Origin of the sequence: Streptomyces gamaensis (genome assembly GCF_042656465.1) — a bacterium.
Classification (GTDB): domain Bacteria; phylum Actinomycetota; class Actinomycetes; order Streptomycetales; family Streptomycetaceae; genus Streptomyces; species Streptomyces gamaensis.
In genome coordinates, this window is the sequence record NZ_JBHSPB010000020.1 from 21,681 (window position 1) to 41,507 (window position 19,827).

The following is a 19,827-nucleotide window of genomic DNA, read 5'->3' on the forward strand; positions in this document are numbered from 1 at the left end:
GGGGCGACGTGCAGGCGGTGGAGAACCGGGTGGTGGCGGTCCTCGCGGGCCGGCAGGGCAGCGGCGTCCTGCTCACCCCGCACCTGGTGCTGACCAGTGCGCACGTCGTCGAGGGCGACGGGGAGATATGGGCCTCGGCCCCCGGCCGCGACTGGCCCGAGCCCTGCGAGCTGCTGTGGGCCGACCGCACCGGCCACTGCGACTCCGCCCTGCTGCGCACCCAGGGGCCCCTGCTGCCCACGAGCGAGCTGCCGCTGCTGCGCTGGGGCAGCTGCGAGGGCTGGCAGCCGCTGCCCGGCTGCCAGGTGCTGGGCTTCCCGCACGTCCAGCGGTACGGGGCCGACGACCTGGAGGCCGCGCAGCTGCCCGGCACCCTCACCCCCGTCTCCGGCCGGCTGCGCAGCCGCTACGTGCTGCGGCTCGACCACCACCCGCCCAGGGCCCGGGATACCGGCAGCCCCTGGGCGGGCCTGTCCGGCGGCCCGCTGTTCGCCGGGCCGGTGCTCGTCGGGATCGCCGCCGAGGACTCCGAGGCCTGGCAGCACTCGGCGATCACCGCCGTACCCCTGTCCAAGATCCTCTTCCACGGCGGGCTGATCACACTGCTGGAGCGGCACTGGCTGCCCGGCCGCCCCCCGGTCATGGAGACCGTCTCCTCCCTGCACCCCGAGGACTCCCCCTACGAGGCGCTGTACGCGCAGGCCATCCGCACCTGCTACGGCCGGCTGGAGATCTTCGGCCTGGACGACCTCGGCACCAGCGAGAACAACTGGGATTTGGACACCGCCTATCTGAGCCTGGAGGCCCACGAGCCCCGCCCCGAGCCGGTCACCGGCCTGGCGGAGCCCTCCCCGGAGGCCGACGCCGACGGCGGCCGCGCCCCGGACCGCCGCGACCGGCCCGCCTGGCGGCGCCCCGAACCGCAGCGCATCGAGGACCTGCTGCGCTCCAGGCCGCGCGTGGTGCTGCGCGGCGAGGCCGGGGCGGGCAAGACGACCCTGGTGTGGTGGCTGGCCTCGCACGCCGCCTGGCGCACCCTGCCCGCGAAACTGGACGCGCTCAACGGGCTCGTCCCCTTCGTGATCCCCATGCGCAGCCTCGCCGCGCGCGGCATCACCACCCCCACGCCCGCCCAGCTGCCCACGATCGCCCAGCTCCCGGTGGACGGACCGCCGGACGGCTGGGCCGGGCGGGTCCTCGCGGCCGGGCGGGCGCTGCTGCTCGTCGACGGCCTGGACGAACTCCCGCAGGCCGAGCGGGAACCCGCCCGCAAGTGGCTCGTCGAGCTGCTGCGCATGTATCCGCGCACCCGCTGTCTGGTCACCGTGCGGCCGCTCGCGGTCGAGGACGCCTGGCTCGCCTCGGAGGGCTTCGAGGAGCTGCGGCTGCGCCCGATGAGCGACGCCGACATCCAGGCGTTCGTGACCGCCTGGCACAAGGCCGCGCGGCTGGAGTGGGACCAGTGCGCCGACGGCCCGCGTGCCGAGCAGCAGCGCGACCGGATCGGCACGCTGTGCCGGGAGCTGACCCAGGAGTTCCAGCGCAACGCGGGCCTGCGCGACCTGGCCCGCACGCCCCTGCTGTGCGCCGTCATCTGCGCCCTGCACCGCCGGCGCGCGGGGCTGCTCCCGCGCACCCGCTGGGAGCTGTACCGGGCGGCGCTGAACATGCTGCTCGGCAGCCGCGACGCCTACCGCCGGATCCACCGCCCCGAGGGCATCGAGCTGGAAACCGAGGACGCCCGGCAACTGCTCCAGCGCATCGCCGTCTGGCTCGTCCGCAATCAGCGCGCGGAACTCTCCCGGAAACAGGCGGAGCATCAGCTCTCGCTCGCCATGAAGGGATTGCGCCGGGTACGGGAACAGGGTTCGGCCCGGGCAGTCCTCACGCATTTACTGAACCGCACCGGCCTGCTCCAGGAACTCGCCGTGGATTCCCTGCAGTTCATCCACCGCACTTTCCAGGACTATCTCGCCGCGAAGGAATTCCAGGACAGCGACAGCCTGGACGAGCTCCTCGGCCACGCCGCCGAGGAGCAGTGGCAGGACGTCATCCGTCTCGTCGTCGGCCACTGCGGCCGCACCGAGGAGCACCGGGTCGTCGAGGCGCTGCTCGCGGAGGCGGAAGCGGCGGAGGGCCGGTACCGCCAGTGGCCGCTGCGCGCCCTCGCCGCCGAGTGCGCCACCGCCGCCGCCTATCTCGACGACGACCAGCACGACGCCGTGTGGGAGGGACTGCGGGCGCTGGGGCCGCCCCGCGACCAGCGGGAGATGGACTTCCTGACCTCCCTCGGCCCGGACGTCATCAAGATCCTCCCGGAGCCGGACGGACTGCCCGCCGGGCCCGCCGGACGCATCGTCATCGTCCTCGCCTCCCTGGGCGAAGCCGCCATCCCGCTGCTGAAGCGCTACGGCCACCACCCCTCGGCGGCCGTCCGCGACAACGTGGCCCGGATGTGGGGTCTGCACGACCCCGAGCTGTACGCGGCCGAGGTCCTCGCCGGCATGCGGCTCGACGACATCGGGGTACCGGTGAGCACCTTCGAACAGCTCTCCCGGCTGCCCCGGCTCGGCCCGGTCGGCCACCTGCACATCAGCCAGGCCCACTGCTCGGACAGTCTGCAGAGCGGGCTGCGGGGCCGCCGGGTGCACTCGCTGTTCCTGGGCTGGAACAGGCCGCTGCGCGATCTGGACTTCCTGCGCGGGCACCCCGAGATCGAGGCGCTGGGCCTGCACTGCTGCCCCCAACTGCGCGACATCTCCGCCCTGTCGGGAACGGCGCTGTGCTCGCTGCACCTGGACGTGCGGCACCTCGCCCAGCACGCGCTGGCCGTCCTGCCCACCCTGCCGCGACTGATCACCCTGCGGCTCAACGGGCTCACCGCGGACGGCGGCGGACGGCTCCCGCCGCCGCACCCCGGGGTGCGGCGGCTCGAAGTCCTCGCGGCGAGCCGGGCCGCCCGGCTGGACGGCATCGAGCGCTGGACGTCGCTGCGCGAGCTGTCCCTGCGCGGCCCGCTGCGCTCGGCCCTGGAACTCGGCCACCTCGTGGCGGGGCCGCCGCTGCTGTCCTCCCTCACGCTGCAGCTCGACGGTCTCGACGACCTCGACGCGGCCGCCCCGCTGCCGCGCATCGGCGAGCTGACCCTGGTGCTCGGCGAGAAGTCGGTGCTGGACGAGAGGATTCCGGCCGTCTTCCCGGCGCTGCGCGAGCTGCGGGTCGACCAGTCGGGCCGCGGTGGATCCACGCTGGACGTCAGCGCCCTGCGGGCGGGGCCGTCCCTGCGGCTGCAGGTGTGGATCGACGCCGGGGACGAGCTGCGCGTCGTGGGCGCGGAGCGGTTCGGCGAACGGCTCACGGTCCGGGAGCTGTGACGGTACGGGCCGTACGGGCGGGCCGTACGGGCCGTACGCGGAAACGGCGAAGGCCCGGCCCCGGAACCCGCGTCAGGGGTTCCGGGGCCGGGCCCCGTCGCTGTTCGAGCGTGTGCCGACGCCTACGGCGCCCCTCACACGTCCTTGGAGAGGTTCGGGCCCGCGCCGCCGCCGGTCGCGGACTCGATCGGCGGGGTGTCGGGCAGCGCCGACTTCTCCTCGCCGCGGAAGGTGAACGTCTTCTCCTCGCCCTCGCCCTCGGTGCCGACGACCACGATGTGGCCCGGACGCAGCTCGCCGAAGAGGATCTTCTCCGAGAGGATGTCCTCGATCTCGCGCTGGATGGTCCGGCGCAGCGGGCGGGCGCCCAGGATCGGGTCGTAGCCCTTCTTCGCGAGCAGCGTCTTGGCGTCCGCGCTGAGCTCGATGCCCATGTCGCGGTCCTTCAGCCGCTCGTCCACCTTGGCGATCATCAGGTCGACGATCTGGATGATGTCGTCCTGGCTGAGCTGGTGGAAGACCACCGTGTCGTCGACACGGTTGAGGAACTCGGGGCGGAAGTGCTGCTTGAGCTCCTCGTTGACCTTCGCCTTCATCCGCTCGTAGCCGGTCTTGACGTCGCCCTGGGCGGCGAAGCCCAGGTTGAAGCCCTTGGAGATGTCCCGGGTGCCGAGGTTGGTGGTCATGATGATGACCGTGTTCTTGAAGTCCACGACCCGGCCCTGGGAGTCGGTCAGGCGACCGTCCTCCAGGATCTGCAGGAGCGAGTTGAAGATGTCCGGGTGGGCCTTCTCGACCTCGTCGAAGAGGACGACGGAGAACGGCTTGCGGCGCACCTTCTCGGTGAGCTGGCCGCCCTCCTCGTAGCCGACGTAGCCGGGCGGGGAGCCGAAGAGGCGGGAGACGGTGTGCTTCTCGCTGAACTCCGACATGTCGAGGGAGATCAGCGCGTCCTCGTCGCCGAAGAGGAACTCGGCGAGCGTCTTGGACAGCTCCGTCTTACCGACACCGGACGGGCCCGCGAAGATGAAGGAACCACCGGGGCGCTTGGGGTCCTTCAGACCCGCACGCGTGCGCCGGATGGCCTGCGAGAGCGCCTTGATGGCGTCCTTCTGGCCGATGACGCGCTTGTGCAGCTCGTCCTCCATGCGCAGCAGGCGGGAGGACTCCTCCTCGGTGAGCTTGAAGACCGGGATGCCCGTGGCCGTGGCCAGCACCTCGGCGATCAGCTCGCCGTCGACCTCGGCGACGACGTCCATGTCGCCGGCCTTCCACTCCTTCTCCCGCTTGGCCTTCGCGGCGAGGAGCTGCTTCTCCTTGTCGCGCAGGGAGGCCGCCTTCTCGAAGTCCTGCGAGTCGATCGCGGACTCCTTGGCCCGGCGCACATCGGCGATCTTCTCGTCGAACTCGCGCAGGTCCGGCGGCGCGGTCATCCGGCGGATGCGCATCCTCGATCCGGCCTCGTCGATCAGGTCGATCGCCTTGTCCGGCAGGAAGCGGTCCGAGATGTAGCGGTCGGCCAGGGTGGCGGCCTGGACCAGGGCCTCGTCCGTGATGGAGACGCGGTGGTGCGCCTCGTAGCGGTCGCGCAGGCCCTTGAGGATCTCGATGGTGTGCGGGAGCGAGGGCTCGGCGACCTGGATGGGCTGGAAGCGGCGCTCCAGCGCGGCGTCCTTCTCCAGGTGCTTGCGGTACTCGTCCAGCGTGGTGGCGCCGATGGTCTGCAGCTCGCCCCGGGCCAGCATCGGCTTGAGGATCGAGGCGGCGTCGATCGCGCCCTCGGCGGCGCCCGCGCCCACCAGGGTGTGGAGCTCGTCGATGAACAGGATGATGTCGCCGCGGGTGCGGATCTCCTTGAGGACCTTCTTCAGGCGCTCCTCGAAGTCACCGCGGTAGCGGGAGCCGGCGACCAGCGCGCCGAGGTCGAGGGTGTAGAGGTGCTTGTCCTTGAGGGTCTCGGGCACCTCGCCCTTGACGATGGCCTGGGCCAGGCCCTCGACGACCGCCGTCTTGCCGACGCCGGGCTCGCCGATGAGGACCGGGTTGTTCTTCGTGCGGCGGGACAGCACCTGCATGACCCGCTCGATCTCCTTCTCGCGCCCGATGACCGGGTCGAGCTTGGACTCACGGGCGGCCTGCGTCAGATTGCGGCCGAACTGGTCCAGGACGAGCGAGGTCGAGGGCGTGCCCTCGGCCGGGCCGCCGGCCGTGGCGGCCTCCTTGCCCTGGTAGCCGGAGAGCAGCTGGATGACCTGCTGCCGGACTCGGTTGAGATCGGCGCCCAGCTTGACCAGGACCTGGGCGGCGACGCCCTCGCCCTCCCGGATCAGGCCGAGCAGGATGTGCTCCGTACCGATGTAGTTGTGGCCGAGCTGGAGGGCCTCGCGGAGCGACAGCTCCAGGACCTTCTTGGCACGGGGGGTGAAGGGGATGTGCCCGGACGGGGCCTGCTGGCCCTGCCCGATGATCTCCTCCACCTGCTGGCGGACCGCCTCGAGCGAAATCCCGAGGCTCTCCAGGGCCTTAGCGGCGACACCCTCACCCTCGTGGATCAGGCCCAGGAGGATGTGCTCGGTGCCGATGTAGTTGTGGTTGAGCATCCGGGCTTCTTCCTGAGCCAGGACGACAACCCGCCGCGCACGGTCGGTGAACCTCTCGAACATCGTTAATCGCTCCTCAGAGCGGTCAGGCAGTTAGGGGTCGGTCCCCTCCCTGTCCTTCCGCATGCTAGTCCCGTGGGACGGGACAGCTCATTCCAACTGCCGACATCCGTCCGGATCACCCCCGCGTCGGCGGGGAAAACCAACTGCCGAACAGCCGACAACTCCTCCAACCCGATGGTGGGAGACGATGTTCCCGCAGGCCAGGCATATACGCCCACCACCACTACGCCCACGGCGAACGCCTGCCGGCCCGGACGCGCCCGCCCGCGGCCCCTTCACCACCGGCGACGACGCGGTCCCTGCGCTGCCCTACCGCCTCTTTCCACTGAGAAAGTCCTACCCGCACCCACCCGCAGTCCATGCGGCGCGGGCGGGTCCCCTCCGCTACGGGCGAACACCATCGCGCCCTGCGGGACTCCTGTGCACCCCTTGCCCCTTGTACAGAGGGTTCCCGGGAAACAACCCTGCGTAACCTTCGGGGGGTTTCGCAGTTGCACCGCACATGACCGCCGCGCCCGCGTTCCCCCGGCCGGTTCCCCCGCCGGCCGCACCTTCATGGTGCCAGGTGCGCCGCTGGTACGAGGGCGTGCTGGGGTGGCCGACGCTCGCCGCAGCGGACGGCGAACCGGTGCGACTGCGAACCGGGGTCCGCTTCGACGCGCTGCTGCTGCCCGCCGACGCCGGACTCGCCGTGCTGCGCCGGGCACCCGGAAGCGGGCCCGTGGCGCTCGACGGACGGGCGCGCAGGGTCGTCTTCCTGGTGGCCGCGGGCAGCGCGGAGGAGCTGCCGGGGCTGCTCGACTGGCTGGAATGGGGCGGGATCGCCCTGGACCTGACCGCCCTGGGGGCCGGCGGCCGGATCACCGCCCCGCTGCCCGGCGGCCCGCCGGCCACGCCGGGCGTCGCCGCCGCACCCGCCGGAGCGGGTCACGGTCAGGACGGGGCGCCCGTCCCGGGGGAAGCCGTGTGGCTACGGCCTCCCGAGCCGGGACGCGAGGTGGAGCCGACGCTGCCGGTGTACGGCCTGGGGGGCGGTGGGGGCGCCCCCGACCTCGGACGGCTCGTGGGCACGGCGGCCACGGAGGTCCACCGGGCCCGGCTGCGGCGTGCCCGTACGGCACGCTCGCCACGGCCGACGGGAGGTCAGCCGTTGGCCTTCTCGTACGCCTCACGGATCTCGGCGGGGACGCGGCCACGGTCGTTGACGTTGTAGCCCTCCTTCTTCGCCCACGCGCGGATCTTCGCGGTGTCCGGGCTGCCGGCCGTGGCGGCGGCACGGACCTTGCCGCGGGCGGCCGAGGCCCGGCCGCCCGTGCGGCGGCCGCTCTTGGCGTACGGCTCCAGCAGGCCGCGCAGCTTGTCCGCGTTCTCCGTGTTGAGGTCGATCTCGTAGGACTTGCCGTCCAGGGCGAACGTCACGGTCTCGTGGGCCTCGCCGCCGTCGAGGTCGTCGACAAGAAGGACCTGAACCTTCTGTGCCACGGGGGAATCCTTTCAGTGGAAAATGGGATTACGGAGGAATAGCAAAGCGCCTTTCCCGGAAAAACACAAACCCCCTGGGAAGGTTCAGCCCGCCTTCCGCGCGGGAAGCCTGCCTTCCGGAGGCATGTGATAGGGGCGCGATTCGGACATAGAGCCCGCGATCACAGTTGCAGAAGCATCCGGCTGTTGCCAAGGGTGTTCGGCTTCACTCGTTCGAGACCCAGGAACTCGGCAACGCCCTCGTCATAGGAACGCAGCAGCTCGCTGTAGACATCCCGGTCCACCGGGGTCTCGCCGATCTCCACGAAGCCGTGCTTGCCGAAGAAGTCGACTTCGAAGGTGAGGCAGAAAATGCGCCGCACTCCGAGCCACCGCGCGGTCTGCAGCAGCTTCTCCAGCAGGACGTGCCCCACCCCGCAGCCCCGCACCCCGGGGTCGACCGCCAGCGTGCGCACCTCGGCCAGGTCTTCCCACATCACGTGCAGGGCACCGCAGCCGACGACCCTACCGTCCGTGTCCCGCTCCGCGACCCAGAACTCCTGGATGTCCTCGTAAAGCGTCACGGTGGCTTTGTCGAGGAGGATGCGGTCACGAACGTACGTGTTGATGAGGCCGCGCACCGCCGGCACATCGCCCGTGCGGGCCCGGCGGACGGTGACGGCATTCGTGGGAGCAGACTTGGCAGGCACAGCCGGACGCTATCGTCCCGGGTCCCCGGCGGTGTCGGCGGGCCCGTCCAGTTGCACGATGCGGATGGCGTCCCGCAGCGCCTCGCGTTGTTCGGCCGACATCATGCCGAAGAAGGCGACGAGTGCGGCCGCGGGGTTGTCGCTCAGGGACCAGGCTTCGTTCATCAGTGCGGCCGAGTAGGCGGCCCGGTTGGAGACCGCCTCATATCGATAGGCGCGGCCTTCCGTCTCCCGGCGCAGCCAGCCCTTCTGATACAGGTTGTCCATTACGGTCATCACGGTCGTGTAGGCGATGGACCGTTCCTGTTGAAGGTCTTCCAGGACTTCCCGAACGGTCACCGGCCGGTTCCACTCCCACACTCGCGTCATGACCGCGTCTTCCAGATCACCCAGGGGTCGAACCACACGCGAATAATAGTGGGAGATGTCTAGAATGCCGGTTTAATCAGGGCCGCAAAAAGGGCGTACGGCCGAGAAATACGTTCTCGGCCGTACGCCCTTCGGCGTGCGACGCGTGCTCCGGCGGCGCCCTTCCGGGCGTCAGGCGCCGGCACTCCCGGTGCCCTGCCGGGCCTCCTCGGCGCGGGTGAACGCGGCGTCGACGGCCGCGTCCTCCTTGGCCTTGTTCGCGCCGCCCTGGCTCTTGACGATCGTCACGACCAGCGCGGTGAAGGCCACCGCCATCACCACGGGCGGGACCAGTGCGGCAACGTAGTCCATGGCCGTCGGCTCCTTTGCGAATCGGGGGGTGCGCGGTTGCGAAGCGGACCCGTCCAGACTACGCGCGCGTCAGGCCGGCCGGGCCTGCGGGTCCTTGGCGGCCGCGGGCGGCGGGGCGGGCTTGCGGCGCGGCGGGAACACCTCGCCGGGGGTCGGGATGGGGCGGTCGGGCCGCGGCGGCCTCGGGCCCGACGGCGGGGCGGCCGGCTCCTTGGCGGGTTCCTTGCCGGGCTTGGGCCCCGGTCTGGGGCCCGGCTTCGGCTCCGGACCGGCCGACGCGCGCACCGCGGGCAGTTGCTCCGGCCCCTCCCCCGGTCTGCTGCCGGGGACGGCGGTCCGCCCGCCGGGCACGGCGTGCAGCCGGCGCCGGGCGGCGGTCCTGCCGTCCGCGCCGTGCCGGGCCAGTCTGCTGCGCACGGCCAGTTCCGCGAGGTGCTCGCAGCGGCGCAGCAGGACGCGGCGGCGCACGGCCTCGGCGTCCCCGGCGGGCGCCGCGCACAGGGCGCGCAGCGCGGCGAGGTCGTCGGGGCCGGGCTGGTAGCCCGCCGCGAGCGCGTCGCCCAGCCGCTCCACGTAGCCGGTCACGCTGCCCGGCAGGGCGGCACGGTAGCGGGCGAGGTCGGCGAGCAGGAAGGAGCGCAGTCTGCCGCCCTCCCGGGCCGCCTCGTCCACGGCCTGGGCGAGGGCGAGGCAGTCGCGCACCTCCTCGTCGCGCTCGGGGGACGGGCTCGTGGGGACGGAGTGGGGGTGGACAGCGATGGCGAGGGCTCGGCGCAGCACGCGCAGTTCGTCCGCGCTGAATGCCATGCCGCCGCGGGATCCGTATGGCGTGGGCATGGGCCGACTTTAAGTGCTAAGCGGACAAATTTCGCTGAGCTGCCGTTTCCGGGCGTGCCATGGCGGCCAGAGGCGAGGGGTCGCGCGGTGCGGGTCAGCGGACGCGCCGGCCCATCGCGCCGAAGGCGATGGCCCCCACGGACAGGGCGGTGCCGGAGGCGGTCGCGAGGAGCAGGGCGCGTCCGGGGCCGGGCCGGGAGCCGTCCGCCTCTCCGGGCTCAGTGATCCGCACCCGGATCGGTGCCGAGTCGTTCTCCGGGTCGGGGTCGGGCCCCGCCCCGGCCCGCCCGACGACCCGCACCCACCCCTCCGCGCCCTCGACCTTCTCCTCGATCCGCACCCGGAAGCGCAGGGTCTCGCTGTCCCCCGCGGGGAAGCCGGCGCCGGTGGCGCAGAGGTAGGAGCGGGCGGCGGCCGGCTTCGGGGCGCACGCGCGGCGGCCGTCGCGGGCGGCCGGCAGGGTCGTGATCGTCGTGCCGGGCGGCGGTGTCACCTCGTAGGCGCCGGCGCCGTCGGCGCGGTCCGGGCCGCCGTTGCGGATGCCCAGTTCGACCTCGACGGTCTCGCCGAGGCGGCCCACGACGGGGTGGGCGACGGCCTGGTAGTCCACGGACCGTGGCCCCGCCGGCGCGGCCACGGCGGCCGGCGCCGGGCCGGCCGCCGTCACCACGGCGAGCGCGGCCACCGCCTGCCACAACACCCGCTGTACGCCCATACGTCCCACGCCCTACGGCCCTCAACGCCTCTGACACTCCGACAGGTGTCAGGACTGCGTGCGGGCCCGATCGGTTGCGTGCGCGCCGCCTCTGCCGTCCCGTCCGTACCGCCCGTACCTTCCGTTCCTGCCCGAACCGGCCTACGGGCGGGGGGCGTTGCGCTCGTGCACCAGGCGCAGGCCGATCAGCGTCAGCCACGGCTCGTGCTCGTCGATGACGGCGGCCTCGCCGAGGACCAGCGGGGCCAGTCCGCCGGTGGCGATGACGGTGACGTCCTCGGGGTCGGGGGCCAGCTCCCGGGCCATGCGGCGCACGACGCCGTCGACCTGGCCGGCGAAACCGTAGAGGATGCCGGACTGCATGGCCTCGACGGTGTTCTTGCCGATGACGCTGCGCGGCCGGGCCGGTTCGATCTTGCGCAGTTGGGCGCCCTTGACGCCCAGCGCCTCCATCGAGATCTCGATGCCGGGCGCGATGACGCCGCCCGCGTACTCACCGCGCGCGCTGATCGCGTCGAAGGTCGTGGCCGTGCCGAAGTCGACGACGATGCACGGTCCGCCGTAGAGGTCGACGGCGGCGACCGCGTTGACGATGCGGTCGGCGCCGACCTCCTTGGGGTTGTCCATCAGGATCGGCACGCCCGTCTTCACGCCGGGCTCGACGAGGACGGCGGGCACGTCCCCGTAGTAGCGGCGGGTGACCTCGCGCAGTTCGTGCAGGACCGCGGGGACCGTCGAGCAGATCGCGATGCCGTCGATGCCGTCCCCCAGCTCCTCGCCGAGCAGCGGGTGCATGCCCATCAGGCCCTGCAGGAGCACGGCCAGTTCATCGGCCGTGCGGCGCGCGTCGGTGGAGACCCGCCAGTGCTCGACGATCTCCTCGCCGTCGAACAGGCCGAGGACGGTGTGGGTGTTGCCGACATCGATGGTGAGCAGCATCAGGCGCTCTCCTCCCGCAGGTCGAGGCCGATGTCGAGGATCGGGGAGGAGTGGGTGAGCGCGCCGACCGCGAGGTAGTCGACGCCGGCCCCGGCGTAGGCACGGGCGTTGTCGAGCGTGAGCCGGCCGGAGGACTCCAGCGCGGCGCGGCCCGCGACGAGCCCGACGGCCTCACGGGTCTGCTCGGGGGTGAAGTTGTCCAGCAGGATCAGGTCGGCGCCCGCGTCGAGGACCGGCGGGATCTGGTCGAGCCGGTCGACCTCGACCTCGATGGGGACGTCCGGGAAGCGCTCCCGCACGGCCTCGAACGCCGCGGCGACCCCGCCCGCCGCGACGACGTGGTTGTCCTTGACGAGGGCCGCGTCCGACAGCGACATGCGGTGGTTGACGCCGCCGCCGCAGCGCACCGCGTACTTCTCCAGGGAGCGCAGGCCCACCGTCGTCTTGCGGGTGTCGCGGACCCGGGCCCCGGTGCCCTCCAGGGCGTCCGCCCAGGCGCGGGTGGCGGTGGCGATACCGGAGAGCCGGCACAGCAGGTTCAGGGCGCTGCGCTCGCCGGTGAGCAGGTCGCGGGTACGGGCCCGGACGGTCAGCAGCGGCTGCCCGGCCGTGACCCGGTCGCCGTCCTCGGCGTGCCGCTCGACCTCGAACTCCTCGGTGCACACGACGGACAGGACGGCCTCGGCGACGCGCAGCCCGGCGACGGTGCCCGCCTCGCGGGCGGTGAAGTCGGCGGTGGCGACGGCGTCCTCGGGGACGGTGGCCGCGGTCGTGACGTCCACGCCGCCGTCGAGGTCCTCCTCGACGGCCAGGTGCGCGATGTCCTCGATCTGCAGCGGGTCCAGTCCGGCGTCGGAGAGGAGGGCCGCGAGAGCGGGGTCGAGCCCGCACTCCGGCTCCTCGCAGCCGCCCGCCGCACAGCCGCAGTGCTCGCCGCAGCCCGCGTCCTCCGCCGGGGGCTCGGGCTGCGCTCCGGGGCGGCCGATGGTGTGCAGTTCGGGGTCGCGGGGGGTGCTCACGCTGGTCTCCTGGGGGCGGTCGAGCGGGGGGAAGGAAGCTGTGCCGGTGGCCCGTACGGCGAGCGTACGGGCCGGGCGGAGGGTCACCAGCAGATGGCGGCGCCAGCCGGTGTCGTCGCGGTCGGGGCGGTCCTCGCGCCAGTGGCAGCCGCGGGTCTCCTCGCGGCGCCGGGCGGCGGCGACCAGGACCCGGGCGACGAGCAGGAGGTTGGTGGCCTCCCAGCTCTCGGTGCCGGGCTCGGCGGTCTTGCCGTCGCGGCGCAGCTGCTCGGCCGCCTCGCTCTGGAGGGCGTCCAGCTGCTCGGCGGCGCGGGCGAGGCTCTCGGCGGACCGCAGGACCCCGGCGCCCGCGGTCATGATCCGCTGGATCGCGTACCGGGCCTCGGGGGCGACGAGGGGGCTGCCCGCGGCGGGCGCCCCCGCGTCGGGGCGCGGCGCGTCCGCTGCGGGCGTACGGGCGGCAGCGGCGCCGGACGCGAGGTCCGCCGTGATGTCGGCCGCGATGCGCTCCGCGAAGACCAGGCCCTCCAGCAGGGAGTTGGAGGCGAGACGGTTCGCCCCGTGGACCCCGGTGCAGGCGACCTCGCCGCAGGCGTACAGGCCGGGGACGGTCGTGCGGCCGCGCAGGTCGGTACGGACGCCACCGGACGCGTAGTGCGCGGCGGGCGCGACCGGGATCGGCTCGGTGACCGGGTCGATGCCGTGGGCGCGGCAGGCGGCGAGGATCGTGGGGAAGCGGCGCCCCCACTTCTGCGCGCCGAAGTGCCGCGCGTCCAGGTACATGTGCTCGGCGCCGGTCTCGCGCATGCGGCGCATGATGCCCTTGGCGACGATGTCACGGGGGGCCAGCTCGGCCAGCTCGTGCGCGCCGACCATGAAGCGGACGCCCTCGGCGTCGACGAGGTGGGCGCCCTCGCCCCGGACCGCCTCCGAGACCAGCGGCTGCTGTCCCTCGGCGTCCGGGCCGAGCCACAGCACGGTCGGATGGAACTGGACGAACTCCAGGTCGGAGACCTCCGCGCCGGCGCGCAGCGCCAGGGCGACGCCGTCGCCGGTGGAGACGGCGGGGTTGGTGGTCGCGGAGAACACCTGCCCCATGCCGCCGGTGGCGAGCACGACGGCCCGCGCCCGCACGGCGCCGACGCCGTCGTGCCGGCCCTGGCCCATGACGTGCAGCGAGACCCCGGCGGCGCGGCCGGCGCCGTCCTTGAGGAGGTCGAGGACGAGCGCGTCCTCCACCGTCTCGATGCCGAGGGCGTGGACGGCGTCGACGAGCGCCCGGGAGATCTCGGCGCCGGTGGCGTCGCCTCCGGCGTGGGCGATGCGGTCGCGGTGGTGGCCGCCCTCGCGGGTGAGCAGGATCTCGCCGGTGGTGGCGTCGGTGTCGAAGCGGGCGCCGGTGGTGATCAGGCGGCGCACCGCGTCGGGGCCCTCGGTGACGAGCGTGCGCACCGCTTCCTCGTCGCAGAGCCCGGCACCGGCGACGAGGGTGTCGGCCAGATGCTGCTCGGGGGTGTCGCCCTCGCCGAGGGCGGCCGCGATGCCGCCCTGGGCCCAGCGGGTGGAGCCGTCGTCGAGGCGGGCCTTGGTGACGACCGTGACCTTCGCGCCCGCCGCGGCGCAGCGCAGCGCGACCGTGAGCCCGGCGACGCCGGAGCCGACGACGACGACATCGGCGTCGACGGCCCAGCCCGGCTCGGGGGCGTGCAGCCGTATGCCGGTCACCCCTGGGCTCCGAACCGCAGCGGGACGTTGTCTATGAGGCGGGTGGTGCCCACCTTGGCGGCGACGGCGAGGACGGCCTCCCCGGTGTGGCCGTCGGTGACCTCCGTGAAGTCGGCGGGGTCGACGAGCGCCAGGTAGTCCAGGACGACGGGGGGCTCCAGGCCGGCGGCCTCCTCCAGCACCGCGCGGGCGGCCCGGCGCACGGCGGCGGGGCCCTCGGCGGCGGAGGCGGCCCCGCTCAGCAGGGCGCGGGACAGCGTCAGCGCGGAGGCCCGCTCGGCGGCGGAGAGATAGCGGTTGCGGCTGGAGAGGGCGAGGTGGTCGTCCTCGCGGACGGTCGGCACGCCGACGATCTCCACGGGGAAGTTCAGGTCGCGCACCATGCGGCGGATCAGGGCGAGCTGCTGGGCGTCCTTCTGCCCGTACAGCGCGAGGTCCGGCGCGGTCAGGTGCAGGAGCTTGGCGACGACGGTGAGGACGCCGTCGAAGTGGCCGGGGCGGAAGGCTCCTTCGAGGCGCTCGCCCATGGGGCCGGCGCTGATCCGCACCTGCGGCTCACCGCCGGGATAGACCTCCTCGGCGGCGGGGGCGAAGACGGCGTCGGCCCCGGCCTTTTCGGCGACGGCGAGGTCGGCGTCGAGGGTGCGCGGGTAGCGGTCGAGGTCCTCGCCGGCGCCGAACTGCAGGGGGTTGACGAAGACGGTGACGACGACCTGCCCGTCGGGGCCCACGAGCTCGCGGGCCTCGCGGACGAGGGTGGCGTGGCCCTCGTGCAGCGCGCCCATCGTCATCACGACGGCGCGGCGGCCCCCGCGCGGCAGGGCACGCAGCTCCTCTGCGGTGCGGGTGAGCTGGATGGTCATTCGTTGCCTCCGTCCGCGAGGACACCGAGGAGGTCCTCTGCCAGTTCCGGCTTGAGCAGGCCGTGCGCGAGGGCGCGGTCCGCGGTCGTACGGGCCATCGCCACGTAGGAGGCGACGGCGTGGGGCGCGTGGGCGCGCAGCTGCTCGATGTGGGCGGCGACGGTGCCCGCGTCGCCGCGGGCCACGGGGCCGGTCAGCGCGGCGTCACCGCTGCGCAGGGCATTGTCGAGGGCGGCGCCGAGGAGCGGGCCGAGCTGGCGGGCGGGGTGCTCGACGCCGGCCATCCGCAGCAGCTCCATGGCCTGGGCGACGAGCGTCACCAGGTGGTTGGCACCGATGGCGAGCGCCGCGTGGTACAGCGGCCGCGCGGACTCCTCGACCCACTCGGGCTCGCCGCCCATCTCGATGACCAGGGCCTCCGCGGCGAGCCGCAGCTCCTCGGGCGCGGTGACGCCGAACGAGCAGCCGGCCAGGCGCTGGACGTCCACCGGGGTGCCGGTGAAGGTCATCGCGGGGTGCAGGGCGAGCGGCAGGGCGCCGGCCCGGCGGGCCGGGTCGAGGACGGCGATGCCGTGCCGGCCCGAGGTGTGCACGAGGATCTGCCCGGGGCGGACCGCGCCGGTCTCGGCGAGCCCCGAGACCAGGTCGGGCAGGACGTCGTCGGGCACGGTGAGCAGCACGAGCTCGGCGCGCGCCAGCACCTCCGCGGGAGGGACGAGCGGGACGCCCGGCAGCAGGGCGGCGGCCCTGCTCACCGAGGCGTCGGAGACTCCGGAAGCGGCGACCGGGCGGTGCCCGGCGAGCTGGAGCGCGGCGGCGAGCGCGGGGCCGACTCGGCCCGCGCCGACGACGCCGACGGTCAGCCGCGCGGGGCGGTCCTTGGCGCTCGGGTGCTCCGGATTGGGGTGTGGGTTCACGCGGCGACGGCCTTCCGTTCCAGCCCGCGGGGGTACCGGACGATTCCTGCGTCATGCTACGCGAGGCCGCGGGGGCCCCCGCCGGTTGTCCACAGGGCCCGGCGTCCGGTACGACCGGTGCCCTGGACCTGTGGACAACTCGGGTGCGGGCCTGCGGGCGGTCGGCCATCATCGGCGCATGACCGACGACTCCGGTGCGCAGACGCGCACCGCACATGACGCAGGGACGAAGGCGGCGGGGGCGGGCTCCGCCGGGCCCCCGGCCGGGGTGGACCAGGCCCGCCGGCTGGCCGCGCTGCGCGGGGCCGAGCGCGTGCTGTCGGACAGCCCGCTCGCGCCGACGGTCGGCGAGGCCCTGTCCCGGCTGGTGGCGGGCGCCGAGGGCCGGCGGGCCCTGGAGGAGGGGGTGGACTTCTACGGGAACGGGGTCGTGGAGGAGCTGGAGCGCCGGGTCGCCGCCCTGCTCGGCACCGAGGACGCGGCGTTCTTCCCCACGGGCACCATGGCCCAGCAGGTGGCGCTGCGCTGCTGGGCGGAGCGCACGGGCAGCCGGACCGTCGCGCTGCACCCACTGTCGCATCTGGAGGTTCACGAAAGGGGTGCCTACGCGGCGGTGAGCGGGCTGCGGTCCGTGCATCCCACGCGCGAGCCGCGCCTGCCGACCGCCGAGGAGATCCACGGGCTGGACGAGCCGTTCGGCACGCTCGCGCTCGAACTGCCCCTGCGGGAGGCCGGGTTCGTGCTGCCCACGTGGCGGGAGCTGAGGGAAGCGGTGGCCGCCGCCCGCGAGCGGGAGGCGGTGGTGCACTTCGACGGGGCGCGGCTGTGGGAGTGCACCGAGCACTTCGGAGTGCCGCTGGAGGAGATCGCCGCGCTCGCGGACTCCGTCTATGTGTCCTTCTACAAGTCGCTGGGCGGGATATCCGGGGCGGCGCTGGCCGGTCCGTCCGAGCTGGTGGAGGAGGCGAGGGCGTGGCGGCACCGCTACGGCGGCGATGTCTTCCAGCAGTGGCCCGCCGCCCTGTCGGCGCTGGCCGGGCTGGAGCGGGAGCTGCCGAGGCTCCCCTCGTACGTGGCCCACGCCAAGGTGGTCGCGAGCGCGTTGGCCGGGGCGTTCCGTGCGGCGGGGGTGCCGTGGTTCCGGGTCCATCCCGAGGTGCCGCACACCCACCAGTTCCGGGTGTGGCTGCCGTATCCGGCCGGGGTGCTGGAGGAGGCGGGGGTGACCTTGGCGGAGGAGACCGGTGTGTCGGTGTTCGGTCACTGGGGGCCGGGCGAGGTGCCCGGGCTGGCGACCACCGAGATCACGGTCGCGCGGTCAGCGCTGAGCTGGACGCCCGCAGCCGTCGGGGAGGCGGTGGGCGCGGTCCTGGAGCGCGTCACCGACACGCTCGCCGGGCGGGAAGGGGGAGGACGGGAGGGGGCGAGCGGCCGGGAGAAGGGATGAGTGCTCCGCGGCGGCCGGGGCGGCCGGCGTGCCCGGCCGCAGCAGGCGGGCCAGGGCGGACCAGCGGCTCCGGCGGCGGGCGACGCGCTCGTCGACGACGGCCCGGAACGCCCACCGGGTGCGCAGCTCCCCGAGGAGGCGGAGTTCGCCGGTTCCGGGGGCGGGCGGGAGCGGTGTCGGCCGGTTGCCGCAGGCGGCGGCGCGGTGCAGGTCGAGCAGGTACTGCTGCGTGCTGTCCATGACTCCACGATGTGCCGTCGGCGGGAGCCGGTCCCGTGGATTGACCAGGACCGTCAATCCACGGCCCGGCCGGGAGGAGGAAGGAGGACGATGAGCCCATGAGCGTGACGATCGACATCGCCGGGCTGCCGGCCGAGCGCGTCATCTTCAGCCCGTCGCCGCTGGCCGAGCTGAGCACCGCGCTGCACGCCCTGGCCGAGCCCGGGCACCACCCCGGGCTGCATGGCTGGACCACGGCCACGAGCGCCGCGCTCAAGCCGGACCTCGCGGACCGGCTGTGCGAGGCGGACTTCCTGTGGGGGCCGTTGATCGCCGACATCCTCATGCCGTTCGCGGGGCTGCCGCAGAGCGACGGCCGGCCCGGTACCACCCTCGCGGAGGAGCTGGACATGGCGGACCGGCTCGACGACGAGCGGTATGTGGCCGCCGCCCTGGAGATCTCCTGCACCAGCCACTACTGCGAGAGCGGGATCTCCCCGCTCACCGATACGGCGGCCCGGCGCGATGCCCTGGAGCGGGCGGCAGCGCGCGGACCGCGTCCGCGCGAGTTCGCGGAGCGGCTGCTGACGGATCCGCCGGCGGTCCGCGCCTGGGTGCGCCGACTGCTGGAGGACTGCGAGCAGGCGTTCTTCGGGGAGGTCTGGCAGCGGCTCCGGGTCCAGCTGGCCGCGGACGCCCGGCACAAGACGGAGCTGCTGCGCCGCAAAGGGCTGCGCGAGGCGCTGGCCGAGGTGTCGGCCGCGGTGGCGCTGGACGAGGAGCACACGCGCATCACCGTGGACAAGATGACGGCGGGCCGGACGACGGCGGTGGATCCGGCGGTCGGCGCGGGGCTGACCCTGGTGCCGTCCTCGTTCGGCTGGCCGCATCTGATGGTGCTGCACGCCCCGGGCTGGCGGCCGGTGATCCACTATCCGGTCGCCGCCCCCGAGCAGACGGGCCCGGCCTCCGTCCAACTGCTGGAGCGACGGCTGGAGGCCCTCGCGCACCCGCTGCGCATACGGATCTGCCGCAACCTGGCACGCGCCCCGTTCACCACCGGCGAGCTGGCGACCGAGCACGGCGTCAGCGCACCCGAGGTCTCCCGGCATCTGGGAGTGCTGAAGAAGGCCGGGCTGATCACCACGCGCCGTCGCGGCCGGTACGTGCTGTATCAGCTGGATCTGACGGTGGTCGCACGCCTGGGCAGCGACTTCCTGGAGGGCGTCCTGCGGTGACGCCGGGCGGCGGGGGCGGCGGGGGTGCCCTGCCCGGCAGGGGCGGCCGGGAGGCGTGCGCGGCATCGAGCGGCCGCGTCGCCGGCACCGCGTCGGTACCGCTGGGTCACGGCGGGAATCCGGGACCGTCCCGGGCACGGACCCGGACAGCACCGTCTCGGCAGCACCGGCCCCAGCAGCCCTGACGCCGGCTGCCCCGGCCTCGGCGGCACTGGCCTCCGCAGCCCCGGCGGCAGCTAGGCCGCCCCTCCCCCGCCGGCGCGGACCAGGCCGCTCTCGTAGGCGAGGACCACGACCTGGACCCGGTCCCGCAGGCCGAGTTTGGTGAGGATGCGGCCCACGTGCGTCTTGACCGTGGCCTCCGAGAGCACGAGCCGGGCCGCGATCTCGCCGTTGGACAGGCCCTGGGCCACCAGGAGCATCACCTCGCGCTCCCGCTCGGTGAGCCTGCCGAGCTCGGGGCTCGCGGGCTCGCCGCCGGTGCCCGGCAGCATCGGGGTGAAGCGGTCGAGCAGCCTGCGCGTGGTGCTGGGGGCGACGACGGCGTCGCCGCTGTGCACGGCGCGGATGGCGCCGAGCAGTTCGCCCGGCGGCACGTCCTTGAGCATGAAGCCGCTGGCCCCGGCCTTGAGCGCGGAGAACGCGTACTCGTCGAGGTCGAAGGTGGTCAGGATCAGCACCTTCGGGGCGTTCTCCCGGCCGCAGATGCGGCGGGTGGCCTCCACCCCGTCCAGCCTGGGCATGCGCACGTCCATCAGGACCACGTCGACCCGGGTGCCGCGCAGGATCTCCAGCGCTTCCGCACCGTCCCCGGCCTCGGCGACGACCTCCATGTCGGGCTGGGCCGCCAGCACCATGCGGAAGCCGGTGCGCAGCAGCACCTGGTCGTCGACGAGCATGACTCGGATCGACATACGGAGGTCCCTTCCCTCAAGTTCTCGATCTTCCCGACCGCCTCATTCTGCTCTGCCGACCCGGCC

General features: G+C 73.7%; 16 protein-coding genes and 1 pseudogene. 4 read left to right on the forward strand and 13 right to left on the reverse strand.

Translation table 11 applies throughout. The annotated features are described in order from the left end of the window. Window positions 1–8: 8 nt before the first annotated feature. Window positions 9–3,374 (forward strand): NACHT domain-containing protein, encoded by a 3,366-nt coding sequence (locus ACFP1Z_RS26520; RefSeq protein WP_390320113.1) that lies wholly within the window; start codon window positions 9–11, stop codon window positions 3,372–3,374. 134 nt (window positions 3,375–3,508) lie between these two features. On the opposite strand, the gene ACFP1Z_RS26525 is transcribed toward ACFP1Z_RS26520, so the two are convergent. Then, on the reverse strand, window positions 3,509–6,037 hold the full coding sequence (locus tag ACFP1Z_RS26525) for an ATP-dependent Clp protease ATP-binding subunit (protein WP_390320114.1): 2,529 nt from the start codon (window positions 6,035–6,037) through the stop codon (window positions 3,509–3,511). Between the two features lie 502 nt (window positions 6,038–6,539). Between ACFP1Z_RS26525 and ACFP1Z_RS26530 the strand changes: the two genes are divergently transcribed. Next, window positions 6,540–7,250 carry an SCO3374 family protein gene (locus ACFP1Z_RS26530; RefSeq protein WP_390320116.1) on the forward strand — a complete coding sequence of 237 codons (711 nt, stop codon included), beginning with the start codon at window positions 6,540–6,542 and terminating at the stop codon, window positions 7,248–7,250. Here ACFP1Z_RS26530 and ACFP1Z_RS26535 read toward each other — a convergent pair. The 11 genes and pseudogenes from ACFP1Z_RS26535 to ACFP1Z_RS26585 form a co-directional block, all read right to left on the reverse strand. Further along, complete coding sequence (locus tag ACFP1Z_RS26535; protein WP_390320118.1) at window positions 7,181–7,519, reverse strand: histone-like nucleoid-structuring protein Lsr2; 339 nt, start codon at window positions 7,517–7,519, stop codon at window positions 7,181–7,183. The two genes, ACFP1Z_RS26530 and ACFP1Z_RS26535, sit on opposite strands and share 70 nt — an antisense overlap. Before the next feature lie 161 nt (window positions 7,520–7,680). Beyond that, entirely contained in the window at window positions 7,681–8,208 is a 528-nt protein-coding gene (locus tag ACFP1Z_RS26540; RefSeq protein WP_390320119.1) for an amino-acid N-acetyltransferase, read from the reverse strand. Between the two features lie 9 nt (window positions 8,209–8,217). Further along, window positions 8,218–8,613, reverse strand: coding sequence for a BlaI/MecI/CopY family transcriptional regulator (locus ACFP1Z_RS26545; RefSeq protein ID WP_390320121.1), 396 nt, complete (start codon window positions 8,611–8,613; stop codon window positions 8,218–8,220). A gap of 135 nt (window positions 8,614–8,748) precedes the next feature. Next, on the reverse strand, window positions 8,749–8,928 hold the full coding sequence (locus tag ACFP1Z_RS26550) for a hypothetical protein (protein WP_390320122.1): 180 nt from the start codon (window positions 8,926–8,928) through the stop codon (window positions 8,749–8,751). A gap of 69 nt (window positions 8,929–8,997) precedes the next feature. After that, complete coding sequence (locus tag ACFP1Z_RS26555) at window positions 8,998–9,765, reverse strand: hypothetical protein (RefSeq protein WP_390320123.1); 768 nt, start codon at window positions 9,763–9,765, stop codon at window positions 8,998–9,000. 94 nt (window positions 9,766–9,859) lie between these two features. Continuing rightward, a complete protein-coding gene (locus tag ACFP1Z_RS26560; protein ID WP_390320125.1) occupies window positions 9,860–10,480 on the reverse strand; it encodes a hypothetical protein in 621 nt (206 codons plus the stop codon). A gap of 141 nt (window positions 10,481–10,621) precedes the next feature. Next, on the reverse strand, window positions 10,622–11,419 hold the full coding sequence (locus tag ACFP1Z_RS26565; protein WP_390320126.1) for a type III pantothenate kinase: 798 nt from the start codon (window positions 11,417–11,419) through the stop codon (window positions 10,622–10,624). Beyond that, on the reverse strand, window positions 11,419–12,438 hold the full coding sequence (gene nadC, locus ACFP1Z_RS26570; RefSeq protein ID WP_390320238.1) for a carboxylating nicotinate-nucleotide diphosphorylase: 1,020 nt from the start codon (window positions 12,436–12,438) through the stop codon (window positions 11,419–11,421). The genes ACFP1Z_RS26565 and nadC overlap by 1 nt, the downstream gene beginning before the upstream one ends. Window positions 12,439–12,450: 12 nt before the next feature. Continuing rightward, a pseudogene (locus ACFP1Z_RS26575) lies at window positions 12,451–14,163 on the reverse strand (L-aspartate oxidase); the annotation flags it as partial. After that, a complete protein-coding gene (gene panC, locus ACFP1Z_RS26580) occupies window positions 14,160–15,026 on the reverse strand; it encodes a pantoate--beta-alanine ligase (protein WP_390320128.1) in 867 nt (288 codons plus the stop codon). The gene panC and the pseudogene ACFP1Z_RS26575, both read right to left, overlap by 4 nt. Further along, complete coding sequence (locus ACFP1Z_RS26585) at window positions 15,023–15,943, reverse strand: Rossmann-like and DUF2520 domain-containing protein (protein ID WP_390320130.1); 921 nt, start codon at window positions 15,941–15,943, stop codon at window positions 15,023–15,025. Before ACFP1Z_RS26585 ends, panC begins: the two co-directional genes overlap by 4 nt. Before the next feature lie 178 nt (window positions 15,944–16,121). Here ACFP1Z_RS26585 and ACFP1Z_RS26590 point away from each other — a divergent pair, with 178 nt between their 5' ends. Both ACFP1Z_RS26590 and ACFP1Z_RS26595 read left to right on the forward strand, forming a co-directional pair. Then, complete coding sequence (locus ACFP1Z_RS26590; RefSeq protein ID WP_390320131.1) at window positions 16,122–17,390, forward strand: threonine aldolase family protein; 1,269 nt, start codon at window positions 16,122–16,124, stop codon at window positions 17,388–17,390. Window positions 17,391–17,728: 338 nt separating this feature from the next. Beyond that, window positions 17,729–18,847: a DUF5937 family protein gene (locus tag ACFP1Z_RS26595; protein WP_390320133.1), complete on the forward strand. Its 1,119-nt coding sequence runs from the start codon at window positions 17,729–17,731 to the stop codon at window positions 18,845–18,847. A 236-nt stretch (window positions 18,848–19,083) separates the two neighbouring features. On the opposite strand, the gene ACFP1Z_RS26600 is transcribed toward ACFP1Z_RS26595, so the two are convergent. Further along, window positions 19,084–19,761, reverse strand: coding sequence for a response regulator transcription factor (locus tag ACFP1Z_RS26600; protein WP_390320135.1), 678 nt, complete (start codon window positions 19,759–19,761; stop codon window positions 19,084–19,086). Between the last annotated feature and the right edge of the window lie 66 nt (window positions 19,762–19,827).

Excerpts from the sequence above, each read along its gene's own strand:
- ACFP1Z_RS26525 (WP_390320114.1), bottom strand. The coding sequence starts at position 6,037 with ATGTTCGAGAGGTTCACCGACCGTGCGCGGCGGGTTGTCGTCCTGGCT.
- ACFP1Z_RS26530 (WP_390320116.1), top strand. The coding sequence starts at position 6,540 with ATGACCGCCGCGCCCGCGTTCCCCCGGCCGGTTCCCCCGCCGGCCGCA.
- ACFP1Z_RS26550 (WP_390320122.1), bottom strand. The coding sequence starts at position 8,928 with ATGGACTACGTTGCCGCACTGGTCCCGCCCGTGGTGATGGCGGTGGCC.
- ACFP1Z_RS26555 (WP_390320123.1), bottom strand. The coding sequence starts at position 9,765 with ATGCCCACGCCATACGGATCCCGCGGCGGCATGGCATTCAGCGCGGAC.
- ACFP1Z_RS26560 (WP_390320125.1), bottom strand. The coding sequence starts at position 10,480 with ATGGGCGTACAGCGGGTGTTGTGGCAGGCGGTGGCCGCGCTCGCCGTG.
- ACFP1Z_RS26565 (WP_390320126.1), bottom strand. The coding sequence starts at position 11,419 with ATGCTGCTCACCATCGATGTCGGCAACACCCACACCGTCCTCGGCCTG.
- panC (WP_390320128.1), bottom strand. The coding sequence starts at position 15,026 with ATGACCATCCAGCTCACCCGCACCGCAGAGGAGCTGCGTGCCCTGCCG.
- ACFP1Z_RS26590 (WP_390320131.1), top strand. The coding sequence starts at position 16,122 with ATGACCGACGACTCCGGTGCGCAGACGCGCACCGCACATGACGCAGGG.
- ACFP1Z_RS26595 (WP_390320133.1), top strand. The coding sequence starts at position 17,729 with ATGAGCGTGACGATCGACATCGCCGGGCTGCCGGCCGAGCGCGTCATC.
- ACFP1Z_RS26600 (WP_390320135.1), bottom strand. The coding sequence starts at position 19,761 with ATGTCGATCCGAGTCATGCTCGTCGACGACCAGGTGCTGCTGCGCACC.